The organism is Spirillospora sp. NPDC029432 (assembly GCF_040703975.1).
In the GTDB taxonomy this organism is placed as follows: Bacteria; Actinomycetota; Actinomycetes; order Streptosporangiales; family Streptosporangiaceae; genus Spirillospora.
Genome location: NZ_JBEZWH010000003.1, coordinates 240,498 through 257,913 on the forward strand (window position 1 = coordinate 240,498; position 17,416 = coordinate 257,913).

The following is a 17,416-nucleotide window of genomic DNA, read 5'->3' on the forward strand; positions in this document are numbered from 1 at the left end:
GGAAGGCTCAGAAGGGGCGGTTGCGGCCGCGGTCGGCGTCCATCCGCGCCCAGGCCGCGTCCCACAGGGCGTCGCGGCGGCGGTCGCAGCGGCGGCGGACCAGCAGGTAGGCGACCAGGACGGGCGCGCCGGCGGCCAGCGTGGCGGCGAACGCGGCGTACATGGCGTCGGTCACCGTGCGGCTGTGCGGGCGCGGTCGCACGGCCGGGTCGCCCTCGCGGTCCACCCAGATGCGCCGCGTCTGGCCGACCTCGGCGTCCTTCCAGCTCGGGAGCGTCCCGGTACGGGTCCGCTCCTCGCCGGGGGCCGGCTCGGGGCGCGGCCAGGTGGCCTGGAGGGTCTCGTGGACGTAGTACGGGTCGCGGGAGGTGGTGCCGCCGGTGGCGACGACCGTGGCGACCACCTCGCGGCGCTCGGCGCGCTCGGCGTGCTCGGCCCGGCTCCCGAGGTCGTACGCCCAGGCGGCGGCCCACGAGGCGAGCGGGACGGCGACCGCGACCAGCAGCACGAGGAGGCCGAGCGCGATCCGGCGCTGGGCACGGTCGACCGGCCGGCGCAGTGCGTTGCGCTCCAGGCCGAGTCGCCGCCGCAGCCTGCGGCGCGGCCAGGGCGGTCCCGGCGCCGGGCCCCCGGCTCCCTCGCGCATCGATGCCACCTCCCCGTGGAGCGCGTGCCCACCCGAACCGATTCGGTGCTCCCGGTATGAGGCCCTTGCCCTATTTGTCTAGGATATTCCTCCGGTCGCGAACCGCACAGCATCATCCCGGACGGCGCGGCATGCCGTGGCGCCTCTCAGGCCCGGCGAGGAAAGTCTTCTTTGCCGCGGCGTCAGGCGGACTTGGCACGGCGCACCAGCTCGTCGAAGCCGGCGCGGATCCCCTCGGCGAGCACGTCCAGATCCGGCATCCCGTCGAAGTCGCCGGTGAGCCCGAACGTCAGCCGCCCCTCGTACGAGAAGACCGCGACCCCCGCCCGGACCCCGAACGCCAGCGGCACGAACGGGTACAGCCCGACCAGCCTGCGCCCGAGCACGTACAGCGGGAACGGCGGCCCCGGCACGTTGGTCACCACGGTCTGCACCAGCGGCTGGGTCCGGCTCAGCGCGTACCGCGAGCCCAGCGCCATGAGCGTCGGCGCGAACCCGGCCAGCTTCGCCAGCGCCTCCCCGCCCGCCGCCTGGTGGGTGCGCTTGACCTCGTTCATCTGGCCGCGGATCTCGAACAGCCGGCGGCGCGGGTCCTCCTCGCCGACCGGCAGGTTGACCAGCACGCCCGACACCCGGTTGCGCAGCTCGCCGCGCTCGTCCTCGGCCCGCACCGACACCGGGACCAGCGTCCGCACCCGCGTCCCCGGCTCCAGCTCGCCGCGCCCCTGGAGGACGGCGCGGAAGCCGCGGGCGACCGCCGCGAGGATCACGTCGTTGACCGTGCCGCCGAACGCCTTGCGCACCAGGCGGATCTCGTCCAGGTCCGCGTGCGTCCACATCCAGCGGCGGTGCGGGCCGATCGGGCCGTTCAGCGAGCCGGTGGTGGGGCGGGCCAGCCGCTCCAGCGCCTTGGGCAGCTCGATCCCGAGGCCGCGCAGCGTGGCCGGGCTCGCCAGCCGCCGCGCCGCCCCCGGCAGCCCCGCCGCCCCGCGCAGCGGAGCCGCCGCGACGCCGCGTGCCGTGCCCGCCAGCATCGCCGCGCCCGAGGGCGCCGGCCGGGCCGGCGGCAGCTCGGTCGCCTCGGGGTGCTCGGCGTCCGGCGCCACGTCGAACAGCGCGGTCATCAGGTCCACCCCGCCGACCCCGTCCACGACCGCGTGGTGGACCTTGGTGATGGCCGCCCAGCAGCCGTTCTCCAGGCCCTCCACCAGCCAGATCTCCCAGAGCGGCTTGGACAGGTCCAGCCGCTGCGACAGCACCCGGCCGGCCAGGTTCCGCAGCTGCTCGGGCCGTCCCGGCGCCGGAACCGCCGTGTGCCGCACGTGGTAGAGGATGTTGAAGTGCGGGTCGTCCGCCCAGACCGGCCGGCCCAGGTGCAGCGGTACGGTGCGGACCCGCTGCCGGTAGCGCGGGATCCCGGGCAGCTTGCCCAGCACCGCCCGGACGATCTCCCCGTACGACGGCGCCGGTCCCTCGAAGACCGTCACCGACGCGATGTGCAGCGGGGTGTCGGGGGATTCGGCGAAGTAGAAGCCGGCGTCGAGGCCGCTCATCCGTTCCCAGTCCGCCATGGCGCGCGTCCGTTCTGCCGAGGGGGTGCGTGAGGGCCTTCCCGGCGAAGGCGCGTCCAATCGGGCGGAACGCGATCGGCCTCAGGCGGCCGCCGTACGGGGCTCGCGGGACCCCGCAGCGGTGCGCTCGCGGATGAACGCGCCCGCCTCGTGCAGCGCCGCCAGCCCCTCCGGCACCAGGTCGGCGAAGACCTGGAAGACGTGCACCTGCCCCTCCCAGACCTGGAGCCGGCACGGCACCCCGGCCTCGGCCAGCCGCGCGGCCATCAGCTCGGCGTCGGGCAGCAGCATCTCGGTGGAGCCGACCTGGATCAGCACCGGCGGCAGCGCGGCCAGCGGGCCGTTCACCGGCGACAGCAGCGGGTCGGGCGGGCCGTCGCCGCCCGCGAGCAGCTCGGCCAGCCGCTCCACGCGGCGGGCCGGCAGGTAGGCGTCCAGGGCCGCGTTGGCGTGCGCGACCTTGGCGGTGTGGTCCAGGTCGGTCAGCGGCGCCAGCGCGACGATCCCGGCGGGGGAGGGCAGGCCCTCGTCCATGGCCTTCAGCACGGCCGCGAACGCCAGGAAGCCGCCCGCCGAGTCGCCCGCGACGACGATCCGCTCCGGCGGGGTGCCGCCGTCCAGGAGGTGCCGGTACGCGGTGACGCAGTCGGCGACCGACACCGCGAGCGGGGCCGCCGGCAGCCGCCGGTAGGCGACCGAGAGCACCGGGGCGCCGGACGCCGCCGAGATCCGGGCGATCATCCGGCGGTGCGTGCGCAGCCCGCAGGAGAAGAACCCGCCGCCGTGGAAGTAGAGGACGGCGCGGCCGTCCCCGGCGCCCGGAGCCCGCACCCACTCGGCCGGGAGGCCGTCGAAACCGGCGCGCTCCACCTCCGCCCAGCGCGGCGCCGGCAGCGCCAGCGGGGCGGCCAGGTCGACCGCGAACGCCGGCCGCAGCCCGCGCGGGCTGAGCGGCCAGTGCGACAGCACGGGACCCAGCGTCATGCGCAGCCCGCGGGCCGTCAGCCGGGCACGCAGCGTCGTGCCGGGCCGGGACTCCACCACCGGTTCCATCGGCGCCTCCCTCCGGGGCGGGGCCGCCTCCTGACCTAACGGTCATTTGGCGGCCCGGATCAACCTCGCACCAGGGGAAAAGGCGTGTCAAGGACGGCGAGTTTCAAGATTGTTCCGTGCTAAAACGCCCGGCGCTCCTTGTCAGGAGGGGACGGAAACGGCCTGCGCCGGCGGGGCCTCGCCGTTCCCGCCCTCGTTCCCGTCTTCGCCCGCGTCGCGGTCCCGGACGGCGGCGGCCAGCGCCAGCACCGCGCCGAGCGCGCACAGCCCGGCGGTGATCCAGAAGATCTCCTGGTACTCGGTGCGCAGCGCGTCCCGCACCGCCTCCTCGTACGCGGCCAGCTCGCGCCGGAACTGCTCGGCCGGCTTCAGGAACGGCATCGGCGTCCGGAGATCGGCCGTCAGGGAGTGGAACCGGTAGAAGCCCCACGCCGACAGCGCCGAGATCCCCAGCAGCATGCCCATCATCCGGGCCACGACCACCGCCGCCGACGCGACCCCGTGCCGGGCCGCGGGCACGGCGCGCAGCACCGCCGACGAGACCGGCGCGATCACCAGGCCCAGCCCGAGGCCGGTCACCACCAGGTCCACGTCCATCCGGGGAAGCGGCCCGTACGAGGCGGCCGCCAGGTCCGCCGGCCAGCCCGCGATCAGCAGGTAGCCCACCGCGGAGACCGCCATGCCCGCCGCCATCGGCCACCGCTCGCCCACCCGCCGGGCCAGCGCCCCGCCGAGGACGGCGGCGACCGGCAGCGCCACCAGGAACCGGGTGAGCAGCAGCGCGCCCTCGACGGTGTCCTTGCCGAGGAGCGTCTGGGCCACCAGGACCACGTCCACCAGCGTGACCATGAGCGCCGCCCCGGACAGGAAGCTCACGCCCAGCGTCGCCAGCAGCGGGCCGCGCCGCACGCCGGACAGGTCCAGCAGCCGCGTGCGCGTCCTGGCCTCCCACAGCGCGAACAGGACCAGGACGGCGGCGCCCGCCGCCACCACCGGCAGGCCCCAGGGCGGCAGCGCCGACTCCTCGGGTTCGGGGTTGTAGAGGCCGCCCACCAGCAGGCCGAGCCCGGCGGCCAGCAGCAGTCCGCCGATCCAGTCCACGCCCGGCCGCTCGCCCGGCGGCCGGCCGCCCGGTACGGAGACGTGCACGGCGACCATCGCCAGCGCGGTCAGCGGCAGGTTGATCCAGAAGATCAGCCGCCAGTCGTCCAGCAGCGCCACGACCGCGGCGCCGTACAGGGGGCCGAGCACGCTGCCCAGCTCCTGCGCGGCGCCCACCGCGCCCAGCACGACCGGCCGCTTGCGCTCCTCCCAGAGGTCGCCCGCCAGCGCCATCGTCACCGGCAGCAGCGCGCCGCCCGCGACGCCCTGCACGACCCGGCCGGCCGTCAGGAGCGGCACGTCCTGCGCCAGCGCCGTGACCACCGACCCGGCCGCGAAGAACACCAGGCACGCCTGGAGCAGTGCCCGCCGCCCGAACCGGTCCGACAGCTGGCCCAGCAGCGGCATCGCCGCCACGTACCCCAGCAGGAATCCGGTCAGGACGGGCGTCACCCGCTCCAGCCGGTTGATCGGGATCGCCAGGTCCTCGACCACCGCCACCAGCACCGTGGTGACGACGTAGGCGTCCAGCGCGGCCAGCAGCACCACCGCGCCGCCGGCCCCGATCGCGATCCGGCGGCGGCTCGCGCCCGCGCCCCGGCTCACTCGGGGGCTTTGATCTTGTACGGGGCGTCGAACTCGGTGAACGTGATGACGACCGAGCCCTTCTCACCGCCCTCCGCCGCGGCCGGGATCTCGCCCCTGACCTTGAGCAGCCGGTGGTCGGCCTTGGCCACCCAGATCTGCCCGCTCACATCGGTGGTCAGGCCCGGCACCAGCCCGCCGATCGCGTCCCGGGGCAGCGTCGCCCGGACCCGGTGGGCCTCCTTGCCGGCGACGTTCTCGGTGGCCTCGGCCTTCACCCCGGTCGCCTTCTGGAGCAGGGCGGAGATGCCGCGCTGCGGGTCGAGCACGGCCGACGGGTCGTACATCGCCGCGGCCACCGCCTTGGGGTAGCGCTGCCAGCCGCCGGTCGCGCCCTTGACGTAGAACGTCTCCCCGGTCGCGATGATCTTCATCTCGACGGTCTGGCCGGACTGCTCCAGTGTCACGGTCCCATCGGCGTCGCCGCCGCGCAGCAGCTTCAGCTCGCCGCCCCGTACGGGCACCGCGGGCTTCCCCTCGGTGGACAGCGTCAGCCCCAGGCTCTTGAGGCCGGCCATCGCCGTCGCGGCCTGCTTGAGCTCCTGGGACCCGTCGAACGTCGGCTTCGCGGCGGCGGGCTCGGCACCCTCGCCGCCGCCCCCGCCCGAGCATCCGGTCACCGCCAGGGCTGCGGAGAGAACCGGGACCAACAGCACAAGACGACCGCGCAGTCTGGACATAGGCGGACCCTACCGACCGGTCACCGGCCGCGTCACTCGGTACACGGGATGACATCGCGTCCCCCGTGCGGCGTACTTCCCGGTGGCCCGCCGAGGACGGCCGCCGCTAGGATGGCACCCGGCGTGGCGGGGATCACCGGATCTCCGGCCCGCACGCCCGGGGCGGTAGCTCAGCTGGTTAGAGCAGGAGACTCATAATCTTTTGGCCGCGGGTTCGAGTCCCGCCCGCCCTACCGAACGCACCCGGCCGGGACGCCCGGCCCGCCGCCGAATTGTGCGGCGGCACATTCCGCACGCGATCGCACTGGCCGTATTCACCGGCGGCACCGCTTTTCCCGGCGATGGGCGGACGGCGATACTGAGGGCTCCTCGTCCCGCCCCCCGCTGGAGGAAATCCATGCGTTTTTCGCGTGCCGCGTCGACGGCTCTGGGCGCCGCCGGCCTCACCGCGGCGTCCCTGCTCACCGCCCCCGCCTCGGTCGCTGCGCCCGCCGGTGAGGCAGCGCCCGTAGGGGAATACGCCGCCCTCGGCGACTCCTATTCCTCCGGAACGGGAGCCGGCGACTATATCGACCAGGCGTGCACCCGCAGCGCCAATTCCTTTCCCGCCAAATGGGCCACGGCCAATTCCCCCGCCGCCTTCGCGTTCGTGGCGTGCGGCGGAGCGGTGATCCCGGACGTGCGGAGCGGGCAGCTCGCGGCGCTGGACGCCGGGACCGGCCTGGTCAGCATCAGCATCGGCGGCAACGACTCAGGATTCGCGTCCACGATGATCGTGTGCCAGCTGTTCAGCGCGCGCTGGTGCCGGTCCACGCTGGAGAACGGCCGCGAGTACATCGAGGAGGAGCTGCCCGGGCAGCTCGACGCCCTGTACGGCGAGATCCGGTCCCGCGCGCCGCGCGCGAAGGTCGTCGTGATGGGCTACCCGTACCTCTACAAGGAGGGCGGCACCTGCACCGGCTCCGGCGCGATGAGCGCCGAGAAGCGCGCGATGATCAACGATGGCTCGGACGTGCTGAACGCCGCGATCAAGGCCCGCGCCGAGGCCGCCGGGTTCGCTTTCGCCGACGCCCGGCCCGCGTTCGCCGGGCACGAGATCTGCACCGCCGACCCGTGGATCGACGGCGGCAACGTCCACCCCAACGCCGAGGGGCACGCCAAGGGCTACCTCCCCGCCCTGACGGCGGCCGCGGCCGCCTGAGCGGCGCCGCCTAGCCCGGCCACGCGGGAGGGCGCTTCTCCAGGAAGGAGGCCATGCCCTCCTGCGCCTCCGGGGTCTGGCTGGAAGCGGCCATCACCTCGATCGCGTACGTGTAGGCGTCCTGCTCCGGACGGTCGAGCTGCGCGTACATGGCCTGCTTGCCGAGGGCCTTGCTGCGCGCGCTGCCCCGCGTGGCGCGCTCGAGCAGCTCCCTGGTGGCCTTCTCCAGCTCCCCGTCGGGGACGGCGTAGTTGATCAGCCCCCATTCGGCGGCCGTGCGGGCGTCCACGATGTCGCCGGTGAGGGCCATCTCCATCGCGCGCTTGCGGCCGACGCTGTGCGCGATCGGGACCATCGGCGTGTGGCAGAACCAGCCGCCCTTCCCGCCCGGCGCGGCGAAACCCGCGCTCTCGGCCGCCACGGCCAGGTCGCAGCTCGCGACCAGCTGGCAGCCCGCCGCCGTCGCCAGCGCGTGCACCCGCGCGACCACCACCTGCGGCACCGACTGGATCGTCCGCATGAGGTCGGCGCACGTCTGGAGCAGGCTCCGCACGTCGGCGTGGGACGCGCCCGCCATGTCGGCGAAGTCGTGCCCCGCCGAGAACACCGGGCCCTCCGCGGCCAGGACGATGCCCCGCGCGTCGGTCCCGCCGGCCTCCCGGAACGCCTCCGCCAGCTCCAGGAGGAAGTCCCGGGACAGCGCGTTGCGCCGCCGCGGGCGGTTCATCGTGATCGTGGTGAAGGGGCCGTCGCGCCGGACGAGGAGGACATCGCTCATGCCTTCCCCCGTACCCGCCGCGCCGCTGTCGGACCCGCGTCGTACGGTAGGCGTGGTCGACGGACGCGAGGGGGTACTTCCTTGAAGCTGCTCACCGCCACGAACGTTTCCCAGGGCTACCGCGGCAACGACTTCGCCTGGTGCGTCGAGGGCGAGCTCGTCCATATCGGCGTGGTGTGCCCGCGCGACGACGGCGACCCCGACGGGGGCTGCGGCTGCGGACGCTCGTTCGCCGGCCTCAACTCGCACCGCGCCACCACGACGGCGATGGTCCGCGACGTGCCGGGGTTCACCGACGACGACTACGTGCTCGCGATCCGGTCCAGCCTGGAGCAGCAGGGCTGCGACCCCTCGTTCGCCGAGCACGAGGCCGCGCTGCTGCGCTGCCTGGTGCGCGACTGGCCCGTCGGGGTGATCGTCGAGCGCCGGCTGCACGAGATCGTCGTGCGCCAGGTCGTCCAGCCGTAGGGCCGCTCAGGCGCCGAGCCAGCCGCGGATCTCCTCGTCGGTGCGCGGCAGCAGGCACCACAGCGCCTCCTCCGCCGACGAGCAGAGCGGCACCTCCTCGTCCATGCGCAGCACGCGGAACAGCTCCGCCGGGAACGGCCGCAGGCCCACGAGCGCGATGCCGGTGCCGCACTCCAGCCCCCGGCGCGCGGTGGCCGCGACCGCGCGCAGCCCCTCGGCGTCGAAGAACGACACCCCCGAGACCTCCAGCACCAGCGGCCGGTCGGCGACCAGCTCGCGCAGCCGGCCCTTGACCGCGGGCGCCGAGAGCAGGTCCATCTCGCCGGCCAGCAGCACGTCCGTGTGCCGGTCGCGCTCGACGACGACCATGTCGACGGCGGCGTCCCTCATCGCGTCCTCACTGTGCGAGTCCTGACTGTTCGTCCTGAGCATGCGGCTGGGCGCGGGCATCCGGCCTGAGAGTCCCTCCGCTCCCAAGTGAAGCAGGACTTCCCGCCGGAGTCACCGGGATGCCCGTGACGCCGCTCTCTGTGACGAATCGCTCACCGTATGCTCATCGATTCGTTATCGTGAAAGGCCAGGCCGACTCCCGGAGGGGGACCGCATGCCGTCACTACCTTTCGCGGCCTGGGCGTACGTCTGCGGCGTGGTGGGGCTGGCGGCCGGGCTCATCGCGACGGCCTCCTACGACGGCGTCGACTGGCCGGCGTTCGCCGTCCTGGCGGTGCTGTTCCTGGTCTGCGACTCGACCCCCGCGCGGCTCAACGTGGAGCGCGCCAGGGTGTCGCTGAGCTTCGCCGCCAGCCTGGCGTCCGCCGTCCTGCTGGGCCCCGAGGGCGCCGCGCTGCTCGGCGTGTGCGCGGTCGTCAACGCGCAGCGCTCGATCTCCCCGGTCAAGCGGGTGTTCAACGGAGCCCAGTTCGCCCTCGGCGGCTACTGCGCCGGCGGCGTGTTCGAGCTGCTGGGCGGCCACCGGTTCAGCGGCTGCCAGGTCGGCTGGGTGCTCAACGTGTTCGGCCCGTTCGTCGGGGCGCTGGTGACGTTCGTGCTGGTCAACATGGCGCTGGTGGCGGGGATCCTGCTGCTCGGCAAGCAGGAGACCCCGCGCGAGCTGGCGAGCGCCAGCGGCCAGCTCGCGGTCGGCTGCCTCGGGTACGGCATGTTCGGGCTGCTGATCGCGGGCCTGTGGTCGTGGGTCGAGACGGGCCCGTTCGTGGCGGTGCTGGTGCTGCTGCCGCTGTACGTGGCGCGCTGGGCGCTGCAGCAGACGCGCGCGCAGCGGCAGGCGCAGGCGGCGACGCTGGCGGCGCTGTGCCAGGCGGTCGAGACGAAGGACTACTACACCCGCGGCCACTCCGAGCGCGTCTCCCGCGGCTCGGTGATGATCGCCAAGGAGATCGGGATGGGCCACGCCCGGGTCCGCGCCATCCGGTACGCCGGGATGCTGCACGACGTGGGCAAGCTCGGCGTCCCCACCAAGGCGCTGCAGAAGAAGGGCAAGCTGACCGACGAGGAGTTCGCCGCGATCCGGCTCCACCCGCTGCGCGGCCTGGAGATCGTCCGCGACATCGGGTTCCTGGACGAGGCGCTCGCCGGGATCATGCACCACCACGAGCGGATGGACGGCCGCGGCTACCCGATGGGCCTCGCCGGCGACGAGATCCCCGAGTTCGCGCGGGTCATCTCGGTCGCGGACGCGTTCGACACGATGACGTCCAACCGCTCGTACCGCCGCGCCCGCACCGTCGACGAGGCCAAGGAGGAACTGCTGCGCTGCGCCGGCGACCACTTCGACCCCGGCGTGGTGGCCGCGTTCCTGACCGTGCTGGAACGCGACGGCTGGGCGCCGCCCGGCGCCGTGTCGGTCCCCGGCGACGGCGTCGCCGAGGTGGCGCGGCGCGACCACGACGACCCCACCTCGCCGCTCGAGGTCACCTGACCGCGTTCCCGGCGGCTCTGTGCGGGCGGGCACTGTACCGGACGGTGAGATCTTCGTAGCCTTGTCAGTCCCCGGTTTACGGAAGCGTCGTCTGGAGGCTGCGGTGGAGCGGTCCGCGGTGGTGGCCAAGACCGTGGCCTCCCTCAAGCGCGAGGCGGAACGGGTGGTGGACCTGGTCGTCGACCGGATCGTGGCCGAGATCCCGTCGTACGCCGCCGTACCGCGCGACCGGCTGCGGCCCGGCGTCGCCGCCAGCGTCCACGACGGCATCGGCTTCCTGGTCGACGGCGAACGCAACCCCGTCACCGCCGACGCCGCCGCGGTCGGCGCAGACCGCGCCGAACGCGGCATCCCCGTCGAGGACGTCATGCACGCCTACCGCATCGGCGTCCGCACCGTCTGGGAGCGCTTCGCCCGCGAGGCCCGCCGCAACGACGCCGACCCCGGCGAGATCCTCATGCTCGCCGAGCGCGTCTGGGCATGGGCCGACGGCGTGATGGTCCGCGCCGCCCGCGAGCACCGCCGCGTCGACCTGGAGACCGCGCTGGACGCCCAGCAGCGGCGCGGCGCGTTCATCCGCGCACTGCTGTCGGGCACCCTCGACCGCGCCGGCCTGCACCTCCAGGCGGCCGCGTTCGGCCTCAACGCCGACCGCGAGTACGTCCCCTTCCGCGCCCGCGGCGGCACCGACGCGCGCGCCATCGTCACCGCCCTCGTGCCGTACTTCCCCCACACCAGCCCGCCCGTGACCCTCGTCGACGGCGACGTCGCCGGCCTCCTCGCCCGCCGCCCCGGCCCCAAGGTCCCCGACGACGTCGTGGTCGGCATCGGCCCCTCGGTACGCCCCGCCGACGCCGTCAGCGCCTTCGGCCGCGCCTCCCGCGCACTCGACACCGCCGCCCGCTTCCGCCTCAGCGGCGTCTACGACCTCGCCGACCTCGGCCTCCGCTCCTCGGTCGTCAGCGAGGACGAGATCGGCACACTCCTCTACGAGCGCTACCTCGCCCCCCTCCAAGACCTCCCCGACATCGAACGCACCGTCGTCACCTACCTGTCCGGCGGCATGCACGTGGACGACGCCGCCCGCGCCCTGTTCATCCACCCCAACACGCTCCGCAACCGGCTCCGCCGCTTCGAAGAACTCACCGGCGCCGACCTCCGCGACCACGCCACCCTCGCCGAACTCTGGTGGGCCCTCGCCTACCAAAGCCTCGGCGAAGGGGGTGTTTGATTTTTTGCCCTTGGCGTCAGGCCTGGGAGGCCTTCCTTCGGCGGGCACTGTGTTTATTGCATTGCCCTTGGCGTCGGGCGTTGGACGCCCTCCTTCGGCGGGCACTGCGGCGATCGCTGCATCGCTTCGTCTCGCCTTGGCGGCTCGCTGCGCGATCAGATTCTCGCTTGCGCTCGAATCTGGCCTTCGGACGCGATCGCAACGCATTCGGTCCGCACCACCTGAGTAGGGCTTCCCTGCCGGTCACGTTGGAGGTGGGTGGCGGTTCAGGGGGGTGGGGTGATGGTGCAGGGGGTGCCGGGGCAGACGTCTATGACCTCGCCGGTCTTCAGGAAGGCGGCCTTCTGGCGGCGGGCCTCGGGGGAGTTGCGGGGGTCGGAGTGGGGGTCCCGGCCCGCGGTCGGGGGCGTGTTGGTCAGCGGGGGGACCGGGGAGCCGCTGTCCCAGACGATCATCGCGGAGCCGTCGTACGGGTATGTCCTGATGCCGGGGATGCCCCAGTACGGCACCTTGTCGGGGACGCGGCCGGGTGTCACGGCGGGGGTGTGGAGGCGGGCGCCGATCGTGCGGGCCTGCACATCGGCGGCGACCGGTGCCACCTGGTGGTCGCCGAACGCGACGTGCATCAGCACCTTGTGCGGCGGCGTCCCGGGGAGGGGGTCGCCGGTCATGTGCTGGGCGTAGCCGTTCGCCTCGCCGCGGTCCCACAGCATCTGGATCAGGGCGAGGGCGATCTGCTGGTCGAGTTTGTCGGGGTAGAAGGCGTTCAGGACCTGCGCGTACGTCGGGAAGTCGGAGCTGCGGTTGAGCAGCGTGCTGTAGTTCATCGCCGGGACGCCGAGGACGGCGCGGCGGATGTCGGGGGAGACGGCGGTGAGCGCGCCGCCCATGATGCCGCCCTGGCTGTTGCCGTCGAAGGTGAGGCGGGCCTCGGTGTCGATGAGCGGTCTCCCGTCATCGGTGCGGAACGCCTTGTGGCCGGTGAAACCCCGGGTCATGGCGCGGCCCAGGAACGTGAAGTTCAGCATGCCCTGCTGGAGCCGGTCGGCGATGGTCTGGAAGCGCGTCAGGTCGCCCAGGGCGCTGATGACGTTGGGCACGTCCTCGTTCGCCATGCCGATCCACTTCGTGGCGCAGAAGGCGAAGCCGTGCTCGGCGGCCATCGCCTTGACGTTGCCCGCGGCGACCTCGCCCTCGCTGCCCAGGAGGCCGTGGCCGTACAGGGCCGGGCGGGCGGGGCGCTCGAACGCCGAGCGCGGGATCTCGCACTGGAACGGGACCGGCTGGGTGTTGAGCGGCAGCCGGGCCGGGAGTCCGTCGCGCCCGTAGTGGAACCGCGAGCCGGGCGGTCCGCCGGGCAGGTTCAGGTAGCTGGGCGCGAGGACCGTGCCCTTGATCTCGCGGCCGATCCGGTCGTCGACGTTCTCCTTGACCTCGGTGACGACGAAGGCCGGAGAGCGCCTGCCGAGATCGCGGAGGGCCTCGTCGCGGATGTGCAGCATCCGGCCGGCCAGGCTCGTCCGGCTGGCGACGGTGAAGTCCCAGGCCAGGTGGAGGCCGTCGCGGCCGATGCCGTGGCGCTTCAGGTCGGCGAGGACCCTGCGGTTGGCGCGCCGGCGCTCGTACAGGGGGTCGCCGGGTTCGAGGTGCTCGTCGAGGATCTTGCGGTACGTGGCGTTCGGGGCGATCGGCTTGCCGGAGGCGTCGCGCAGGTCGCGCAGCGCCACCACGTAGCGGTGGCCCTCCACGAAGTTGCGGGCCGGGCGGATGATCAGTGCTTGGCGGGCGGGCGTGGTCGCGTTGGCGTCCAGTTCCGCCCAGTACGGCCAGCGCTCGCCGGTCGCGGTGTCGATGACGGCGATCGGCGCGTCGGGCCGCAGCGAGGCGCCGATGTCGGTGATGGGGGCGGCGCCCGTCCGGGCCAGGTCGATCCCGGGGACGTGGGTGAGCAGCATCGACCCGGGCGAGAAACCGTCGGCGCGGTTCCACTCGGCCGGGCGGATCGGCATGCCGAGCGCGTTGCCGAGCGTGGTCTTCATGTTCACCCGGCGGCCGGTCGGGGTGGAGCCGTCCCGGACGGTGTACCAGTCGCTCGGGAACGGCAGCAGGCACGCCGCCGGGTCGACGGGGTCGCAGCCGTCGCCCGTGGCGGCGGCGCTCGCCGGGGGGATCGGGACGAGCGCCGCGGCGGTGAGGGCGGCGGCGACCAGGGCCAGGGATGCTCGGGCGCGCAAGGCTGACCTCCTGGGGGTGGGGCCTGAGGTGATCAGACCGCACCGTGGCGGGGCGGTCAAGCGCCGTTCGCACGGCGCTCCTCGTGCGCGTTCGCCCGGTGCCGTGTTCCAGCCGTGTTAAATCTGCCCTCGAAGATCGTTCCGGGGGTTTTCACGGGGTCTTGACGCGGGCGATAGTAGGCCGGTCGTCTGCGCTTTCGCGAGGAGGAACGTTCCATGGACGCCGTTCCGGTCATCGATCTCACCGCCTGGTTCACCGGCGATGAGCAGGAGCGCGCCGCGGTCGCGGCGCGGGTGGACGAGGCGCTGAGCGAGATCGGCTTCCTCGTCGTCACCGGGCACGGGGTGCCCGCCGGTCTGCGCGAGCGGATCAGGGCCGCCGCCAAGCGGTTCTTCGCCCAGCCCGAGGAGGTCAAGCGCGCGTACGCGGCCACGGTCGGCGAGCGCGGCTGGCTGCCGCCGGGCGTGGAGGCCAACGGCTACGCCGAGGGCACCGAGACGCCGCCCGACCTGAAGGAGACGTTCGCGATCGGCGCGGACGCCAAGGTCGGCGACCCGCTGTTCGACGCCGAGTGGTTCCTGGCGAACGTGTGGCCGTCCGAGGTCCCCGAGCTGGAGGAGCTGCTCACCGAGTACACGGCCCGGATGCGGGCGCTGTCGGACGAGCTGCTGCGGCTGTGCGCGACCGCGCTCGGCCTGGACCCGGACTACTTCGCCGCGTACACGGGCAACCCGTCGTACACGCTCAACATCAACCGGTACCCGCCGCTGTCGCAGCTCGGCGCGCCCGAGCCCGGCCAGTTCCGGATCGGGCCGCACACCGACTTCGGGACCGTCACCGTGCTCGACCGGCAGGACGGCGTCGGCGGCCTCCAGGTCTTCACCGGCGACACCGAGGAGGACGGCTGGGTGGACGCCCCGTGGGTGGAGGACTCGTTCACCATCAACGTCGGCGACCTGCTGGCGGTCTGGTCGGGGAACCGGTGGAAGTCCAACCGGCACCGGGTGCTGCCGCCCGACCCGAGCGCGCCGGACGAGGAGCTGGTGTCGCTCGTCTTCTTCTACGAGTGCGACCCGGGCGCCCGGATCGAGCCGTTCGCGCCGCCGATCGGCCGCGCCGAGCTGGCGCCCGTGCGCGCTCATGAGTTCCTCCTCGAACGGCTCGACGCGATCACCGTCGGCTGACCCCCCCGCGACCATCGGAAAGGCCCCCTCATGACCGACGTCCACGACGGCGCGAAGACCGAGGAACCACCCGCCGGCGTGGTCGTCCGGGAGGGCGACTACGGCGACCGCGTCGCGGCCGTGGAACCCGGCGGCGCCGAGTTCATCCCGCTCGACCAGCGGCACGGCCGGCCGCTGAAGCTGTTCTGGACGTGGACGTCGCCGCAGCTGGAGTTCGCGACGATCTTCCTCGGCGTGCTGGCGGTGGCCGCGTTCGGGCTGAGCTTCTGGCAGGCGGCCGCGGCGGCGCTGCTGGGCAGCGCGCTGGGCGCCTTGGCGCACGGCGTGCTGTCGGCGCGGGGCCCGCGGCACGGCGTCGGGCAGATGGTGCTCGGGCGGGTGCCGTTCGGGTTCCGGGGCAACGCGCTGCCCGCGACGCTCAACACGATCGCGGGCGGCGTCGGCTGGTTCGCCGTCAACAGCGTCAGCGCGACGCTGGCGCTGGCCACGCTCACCGATCTGCCCAAGCCGCTGTGCCTGGTCGTCGTGGTCGGGCTCCAGGTGACCATCGGATTCTTCGGCCACAACCTCGTTCATACCGTTGAGCGGTACGCGTTCCCGGTGCTGGCGGCGGTGTTCGCGGTCGCTTCGGCGATCATCCTGAGCAAGGCGGACTTCGGTGCCCCGGCGAGCGGCGAGGGCGGCGGGCTCGGCGGCTTCGTCATCGCCACGGCCGCCGCGTTCGGGTACGCGGCCGGCTGGAACCCGTACGCCGCCGACTTCACCCGCTACCTGCCGCCGGACACCGGCCGCCGCGCGGTCGGGATCTCCGCCGGCCTCGGGATCTTCTTCGGCTGCACGTCGCTGCAGATCGTCGGGGCCGCGGCGGTCACCATCGGCGGCGACGCGCTCGGCGACCCGACCGGCACGTTCACCGGGCACCTGCCGTCGCTGGTCGCGCACCTGACCCTGCTGGCGATCACCCTCGGCGCGATCTGCGCCAACGCGATCAACATCTACTCGGGCGCGATGTCGTTCGTGACGATCGGCGTGCGGCTGCCGCCGGCGCTCCAGCGCGCGCTGGCCGCGCTCGGCTTCGGCGTGCTGGGCCTCGTCGTCGCGTTCTTCGGGCTGGCCGACGCGGGGCACGCGTACGAGACGTTCCTGCTGGTCATCGCGTACTGGATCGGCCCCTGGCTCGGTGTCGTGCTGACCGACATGTGGCTGCGCCGCGGCGAGCCGATCGACGCGCTGCTGTTCGACAAGGGGCACCGCAACCCGGCGGGGCCGATCGCGATGGCCGTCGCCGTGGTGGTGTCGGTCGCGCTGTTCTGCAACCAGGAGCTGTACGTCGGGCTCGTGCCGAAGAACGTCCCGGAGGTCGGGGACGTCACGTTCATCGCGGGCTTCCTGCTGGCCGCCCTGGGATACCGCGTGCTCGGCGGCGCGAAGCGGCGCTGAGGAGGCGCTTGTCGGACGCCCTGGGGCCGTACGAGCCCAGGACGGCCGGCACGCCCAGCGCCTCCTCGATCGCCGCCACGGGATCGCGGGGGAGCGGCTCGTAGACGGGCCGGGCGGTGAGGAGCCGCCCGGTCAGCGCCTCCTGCGCCGCCAGGTCGCGGGCGGGCCCGGCCGGGATCGCGTCCATGCCGTCGTACGCGACGCACAGCTTCAGGTCGCCGCGCTCACGGGCGACGTCGAGATGCGTCACGGCGAGCCCGTCGGCGCCGCCGGCGACCTCCAGCGCGTACCGGAGCGCCACCGCGTCCAGGTGGCCGACGCGGAACGCGCCCTGCCAGCGGCCCGTCCCGTTGTGGGCGTCGGGCAGGTCCGCGGTGAGCGCGGGGTCCTCCGTGACGAACGGGCCCGGCCCGTGCCGGGTCGCGTAGGCGCGCAGCACCCCGAGCCGGTACGCGGGCCCCTGCCCCGCCTCCGCGAGCAGCGTCTCCGCGTTCGCGAACGTGGTGGTCGACCAGGTCGTGTACGGGTGGAAGCCGCGCCACTCGTCCAGGAGGACGCCCTGGGCGCCCTCGAAGACCACGTTCCCGGCGCGGAGCAGTCGGTGCAGGTGCTCCTCCCCGACGACGTGGACCCGTTCCGCGAACGCGGTGAAGGCGTCCGCGCAGTCGTCCACGGGCGGGACGGCCTCGCCGCCGGGGAACTCGTCCCGGTACCAGTCGTGCACGGCCGCCAGCCGGCGCCGCAGCCGCGCGGGGGACAGGCAGTCGCCCGCGCGCGGCGCGGTGTCCGGGTGCGCCAGGGCGTAGGCGGCGGTCTCGCCGATGCCCATGCCGCACGAGCCGTGCCGGGCCGCGCCGCGCGCGGTCTCCCGCGCCCGGTTCGCGGCCCGGTGGTACGGCGTCGTGAGCGGCGCGGCGCGGTCGACGGTGAGGCGCTCGATCGCGTCGCCCGCGCCGAGGGACCGCAGGTGCGCGGCCTCCCCGGCGAGGGCGAGCGGATCGACTAGCATGAACCGCGACAGGTGGGTCGCCACGCCCGGCGTGAACGTCCCCGACCCGAACTGGGCGAACGTGTGGTGCCGCCCGTCCTCGGCCACGACGTTGTGCGCCGCCTGCGCGCCGCCGTTGAAGCGGACCACGGCCGCGACCGGCTCCGGCCCCCGCGCGCAGAGCCGGTCCACGACCGTTCCCTTGCCGGCGTCCCCGTACCCGAGGTCGGCGACGATCACGTGCGCCACGCCGCTC

15 protein-coding genes and 1 tRNA gene are annotated in these 17,416 nt (G+C 73.8%); 7 read left to right on the forward strand and 9 right to left on the reverse strand.

What is annotated here, in order from left to right:
• Nucleotides 1-7: 7 nt before the first annotated feature.
• The 5 genes from AB0881_RS03870 to AB0881_RS03890 form a co-directional block, all read right to left on the reverse strand.
• Nucleotides 8-646 carry a hypothetical protein gene (locus tag AB0881_RS03870; protein WP_366613935.1) on the reverse strand — a complete coding sequence of 213 codons (639 nt, stop codon included), beginning with the start codon at nucleotides 644-646 and terminating at the stop codon, nucleotides 8-10.
• A 182-nt stretch (nucleotides 647-828) separates the two neighbouring features.
• Nucleotides 829-2,217 (reverse strand): wax ester/triacylglycerol synthase family O-acyltransferase, encoded by a 1,389-nt coding sequence (locus AB0881_RS03875; protein WP_366613936.1) that lies wholly within the window; start codon nucleotides 2,215-2,217, stop codon nucleotides 829-831.
• A gap of 81 nt (nucleotides 2,218-2,298) precedes the next feature.
• Entirely contained in the window at nucleotides 2,299-3,270 is a 972-nt protein-coding gene (locus tag AB0881_RS03880) for an alpha/beta hydrolase (protein ID WP_366613937.1), read from the reverse strand.
• A 141-nt stretch (nucleotides 3,271-3,411) separates the two neighbouring features.
• Nucleotides 3,412-4,977: an MFS transporter gene (locus AB0881_RS03885; protein WP_366613938.1), complete on the reverse strand. Its 1,566-nt coding sequence runs from the start codon at nucleotides 4,975-4,977 to the stop codon at nucleotides 3,412-3,414.
• Nucleotides 4,974-5,672, reverse strand: coding sequence for an LppX_LprAFG lipoprotein (locus tag AB0881_RS03890; protein ID WP_366613992.1), 699 nt, complete (start codon nucleotides 5,670-5,672; stop codon nucleotides 4,974-4,976). Before AB0881_RS03890 ends, AB0881_RS03885 begins: the two co-directional genes overlap by 4 nt.
• 183 nt (nucleotides 5,673-5,855) lie before the next feature.
• On the opposite strand from AB0881_RS03890, the gene AB0881_RS03895 reads away from it, so the two are divergent.
• Nucleotides 5,856-5,929: transfer RNA gene (locus tag AB0881_RS03895), tRNA-Ile, on the forward strand.
• A 164-nt stretch (nucleotides 5,930-6,093) separates the two neighbouring features.
• Nucleotides 6,094-6,897 carry an SGNH/GDSL hydrolase family protein gene (locus AB0881_RS03900; protein ID WP_366613939.1) on the forward strand — a complete coding sequence of 268 codons (804 nt, stop codon included), beginning with the start codon at nucleotides 6,094-6,096 and terminating at the stop codon, nucleotides 6,895-6,897.
• 10 nt (nucleotides 6,898-6,907) lie between these two features.
• On the opposite strand, the gene AB0881_RS03905 is transcribed toward AB0881_RS03900, so the two are convergent.
• The gene (locus tag AB0881_RS03905) at nucleotides 6,908-7,675 is read right to left on the reverse strand and encodes an enoyl-CoA hydratase-related protein (RefSeq protein WP_366613940.1); all 768 of its coding nucleotides are present in this window, start codon (nucleotides 7,673-7,675) and stop codon (nucleotides 6,908-6,910) included.
• Nucleotides 7,676-7,756: 81 nt separating this feature from the next.
• On the opposite strand from AB0881_RS03905, the gene AB0881_RS03910 reads away from it, so the two are divergent.
• On the forward strand, nucleotides 7,757-8,143 hold the full coding sequence (locus AB0881_RS03910; protein WP_366613941.1) for a hypothetical protein: 387 nt from the start codon (nucleotides 7,757-7,759) through the stop codon (nucleotides 8,141-8,143).
• 6 nt (nucleotides 8,144-8,149) lie between these two features.
• Here the strand turns inward: AB0881_RS03910 and AB0881_RS03915 are convergent, their stop codons facing one another.
• The gene (locus AB0881_RS03915) at nucleotides 8,150-8,533 is read right to left on the reverse strand and encodes an STAS domain-containing protein (protein ID WP_366613942.1); all 384 of its coding nucleotides are present in this window, start codon (nucleotides 8,531-8,533) and stop codon (nucleotides 8,150-8,152) included.
• 214 nt (nucleotides 8,534-8,747) lie between these two features.
• On the opposite strand from AB0881_RS03915, the gene AB0881_RS03920 reads away from it, so the two are divergent.
• Both AB0881_RS03920 and AB0881_RS03925 read left to right on the forward strand, forming a co-directional pair.
• Entirely contained in the window at nucleotides 8,748-10,082 is a 1,335-nt protein-coding gene (locus AB0881_RS03920) for an HD-GYP domain-containing protein (RefSeq protein ID WP_366613943.1), read from the forward strand.
• 103 nt (nucleotides 10,083-10,185) lie between these two features.
• Entirely contained in the window at nucleotides 10,186-11,313 is a 1,128-nt protein-coding gene (locus AB0881_RS03925; RefSeq protein WP_366613944.1) for a helix-turn-helix domain-containing protein, read from the forward strand.
• A 266-nt stretch (nucleotides 11,314-11,579) separates the two neighbouring features.
• Here AB0881_RS03925 and AB0881_RS03930 read toward each other — a convergent pair whose 3' ends face one another.
• Nucleotides 11,580-13,547, reverse strand: a complete 1,968-nt coding sequence (locus tag AB0881_RS03930; protein ID WP_366613945.1) for a hypothetical protein — start codon at nucleotides 13,545-13,547, stop codon at nucleotides 11,580-11,582.
• A gap of 216 nt (nucleotides 13,548-13,763) precedes the next feature.
• Between AB0881_RS03930 and AB0881_RS03935 the strand changes: the two genes are divergently transcribed.
• Both AB0881_RS03935 and AB0881_RS03940 read left to right on the forward strand, forming a co-directional pair.
• Nucleotides 13,764-14,732 (forward strand): 2-oxoglutarate and iron-dependent oxygenase domain-containing protein, encoded by a 969-nt coding sequence (locus AB0881_RS03935; protein ID WP_366613946.1) that lies wholly within the window; start codon nucleotides 13,764-13,766, stop codon nucleotides 14,730-14,732.
• 30 nt (nucleotides 14,733-14,762) lie between these two features.
• Nucleotides 14,763-16,172, forward strand: coding sequence for a cytosine permease (locus AB0881_RS03940; RefSeq protein ID WP_366613947.1), 1,410 nt, complete (start codon nucleotides 14,763-14,765; stop codon nucleotides 16,170-16,172).
• Here AB0881_RS03940 and AB0881_RS03945 read toward each other — a convergent pair.
• Nucleotides 16,108-17,409 carry an adenylosuccinate synthetase gene (locus AB0881_RS03945; protein ID WP_366613948.1) on the reverse strand — a complete coding sequence of 434 codons (1,302 nt, stop codon included), beginning with the start codon at nucleotides 17,407-17,409 and terminating at the stop codon, nucleotides 16,108-16,110. The genes AB0881_RS03940 and AB0881_RS03945 overlap by 65 nt on opposite strands.
• Nucleotides 17,410-17,416 lie beyond the last annotated feature (7 nt).

Bases quoted from the DNA above. Each gene is read 5' to 3' on its own strand.
- AB0881_RS03870 (WP_366613935.1), bottom strand. From the start codon at position 646: ATGCGCGAGGGAGCCGGGGGCCCGGCGCCGGGACCGCCCTGGCCGCGC.
- AB0881_RS03875 (WP_366613936.1), bottom strand. From the start codon at position 2,217: ATGGCGGACTGGGAACGGATGAGCGGCCTCGACGCCGGCTTCTACTTC.
- AB0881_RS03880 (WP_366613937.1), bottom strand. From the start codon at position 3,270: ATGGAACCGGTGGTGGAGTCCCGGCCCGGCACGACGCTGCGTGCCCGG.
- AB0881_RS03900 (WP_366613939.1), top strand. From the start codon at position 6,094: ATGCGTTTTTCGCGTGCCGCGTCGACGGCTCTGGGCGCCGCCGGCCTC.
- AB0881_RS03905 (WP_366613940.1), bottom strand. From the start codon at position 7,675: ATGAGCGATGTCCTCCTCGTCCGGCGCGACGGCCCCTTCACCACGATC.
- AB0881_RS03915 (WP_366613942.1), bottom strand. From the start codon at position 8,533: ATGAGGGACGCCGCCGTCGACATGGTCGTCGTCGAGCGCGACCGGCAC.
- AB0881_RS03920 (WP_366613943.1), top strand. From the start codon at position 8,748: ATGCCGTCACTACCTTTCGCGGCCTGGGCGTACGTCTGCGGCGTGGTG.
- AB0881_RS03935 (WP_366613946.1), top strand. From the start codon at position 13,764: ATGGACGCCGTTCCGGTCATCGATCTCACCGCCTGGTTCACCGGCGAT.
- AB0881_RS03940 (WP_366613947.1), top strand. From the start codon at position 14,763: ATGACCGACGTCCACGACGGCGCGAAGACCGAGGAACCACCCGCCGGC.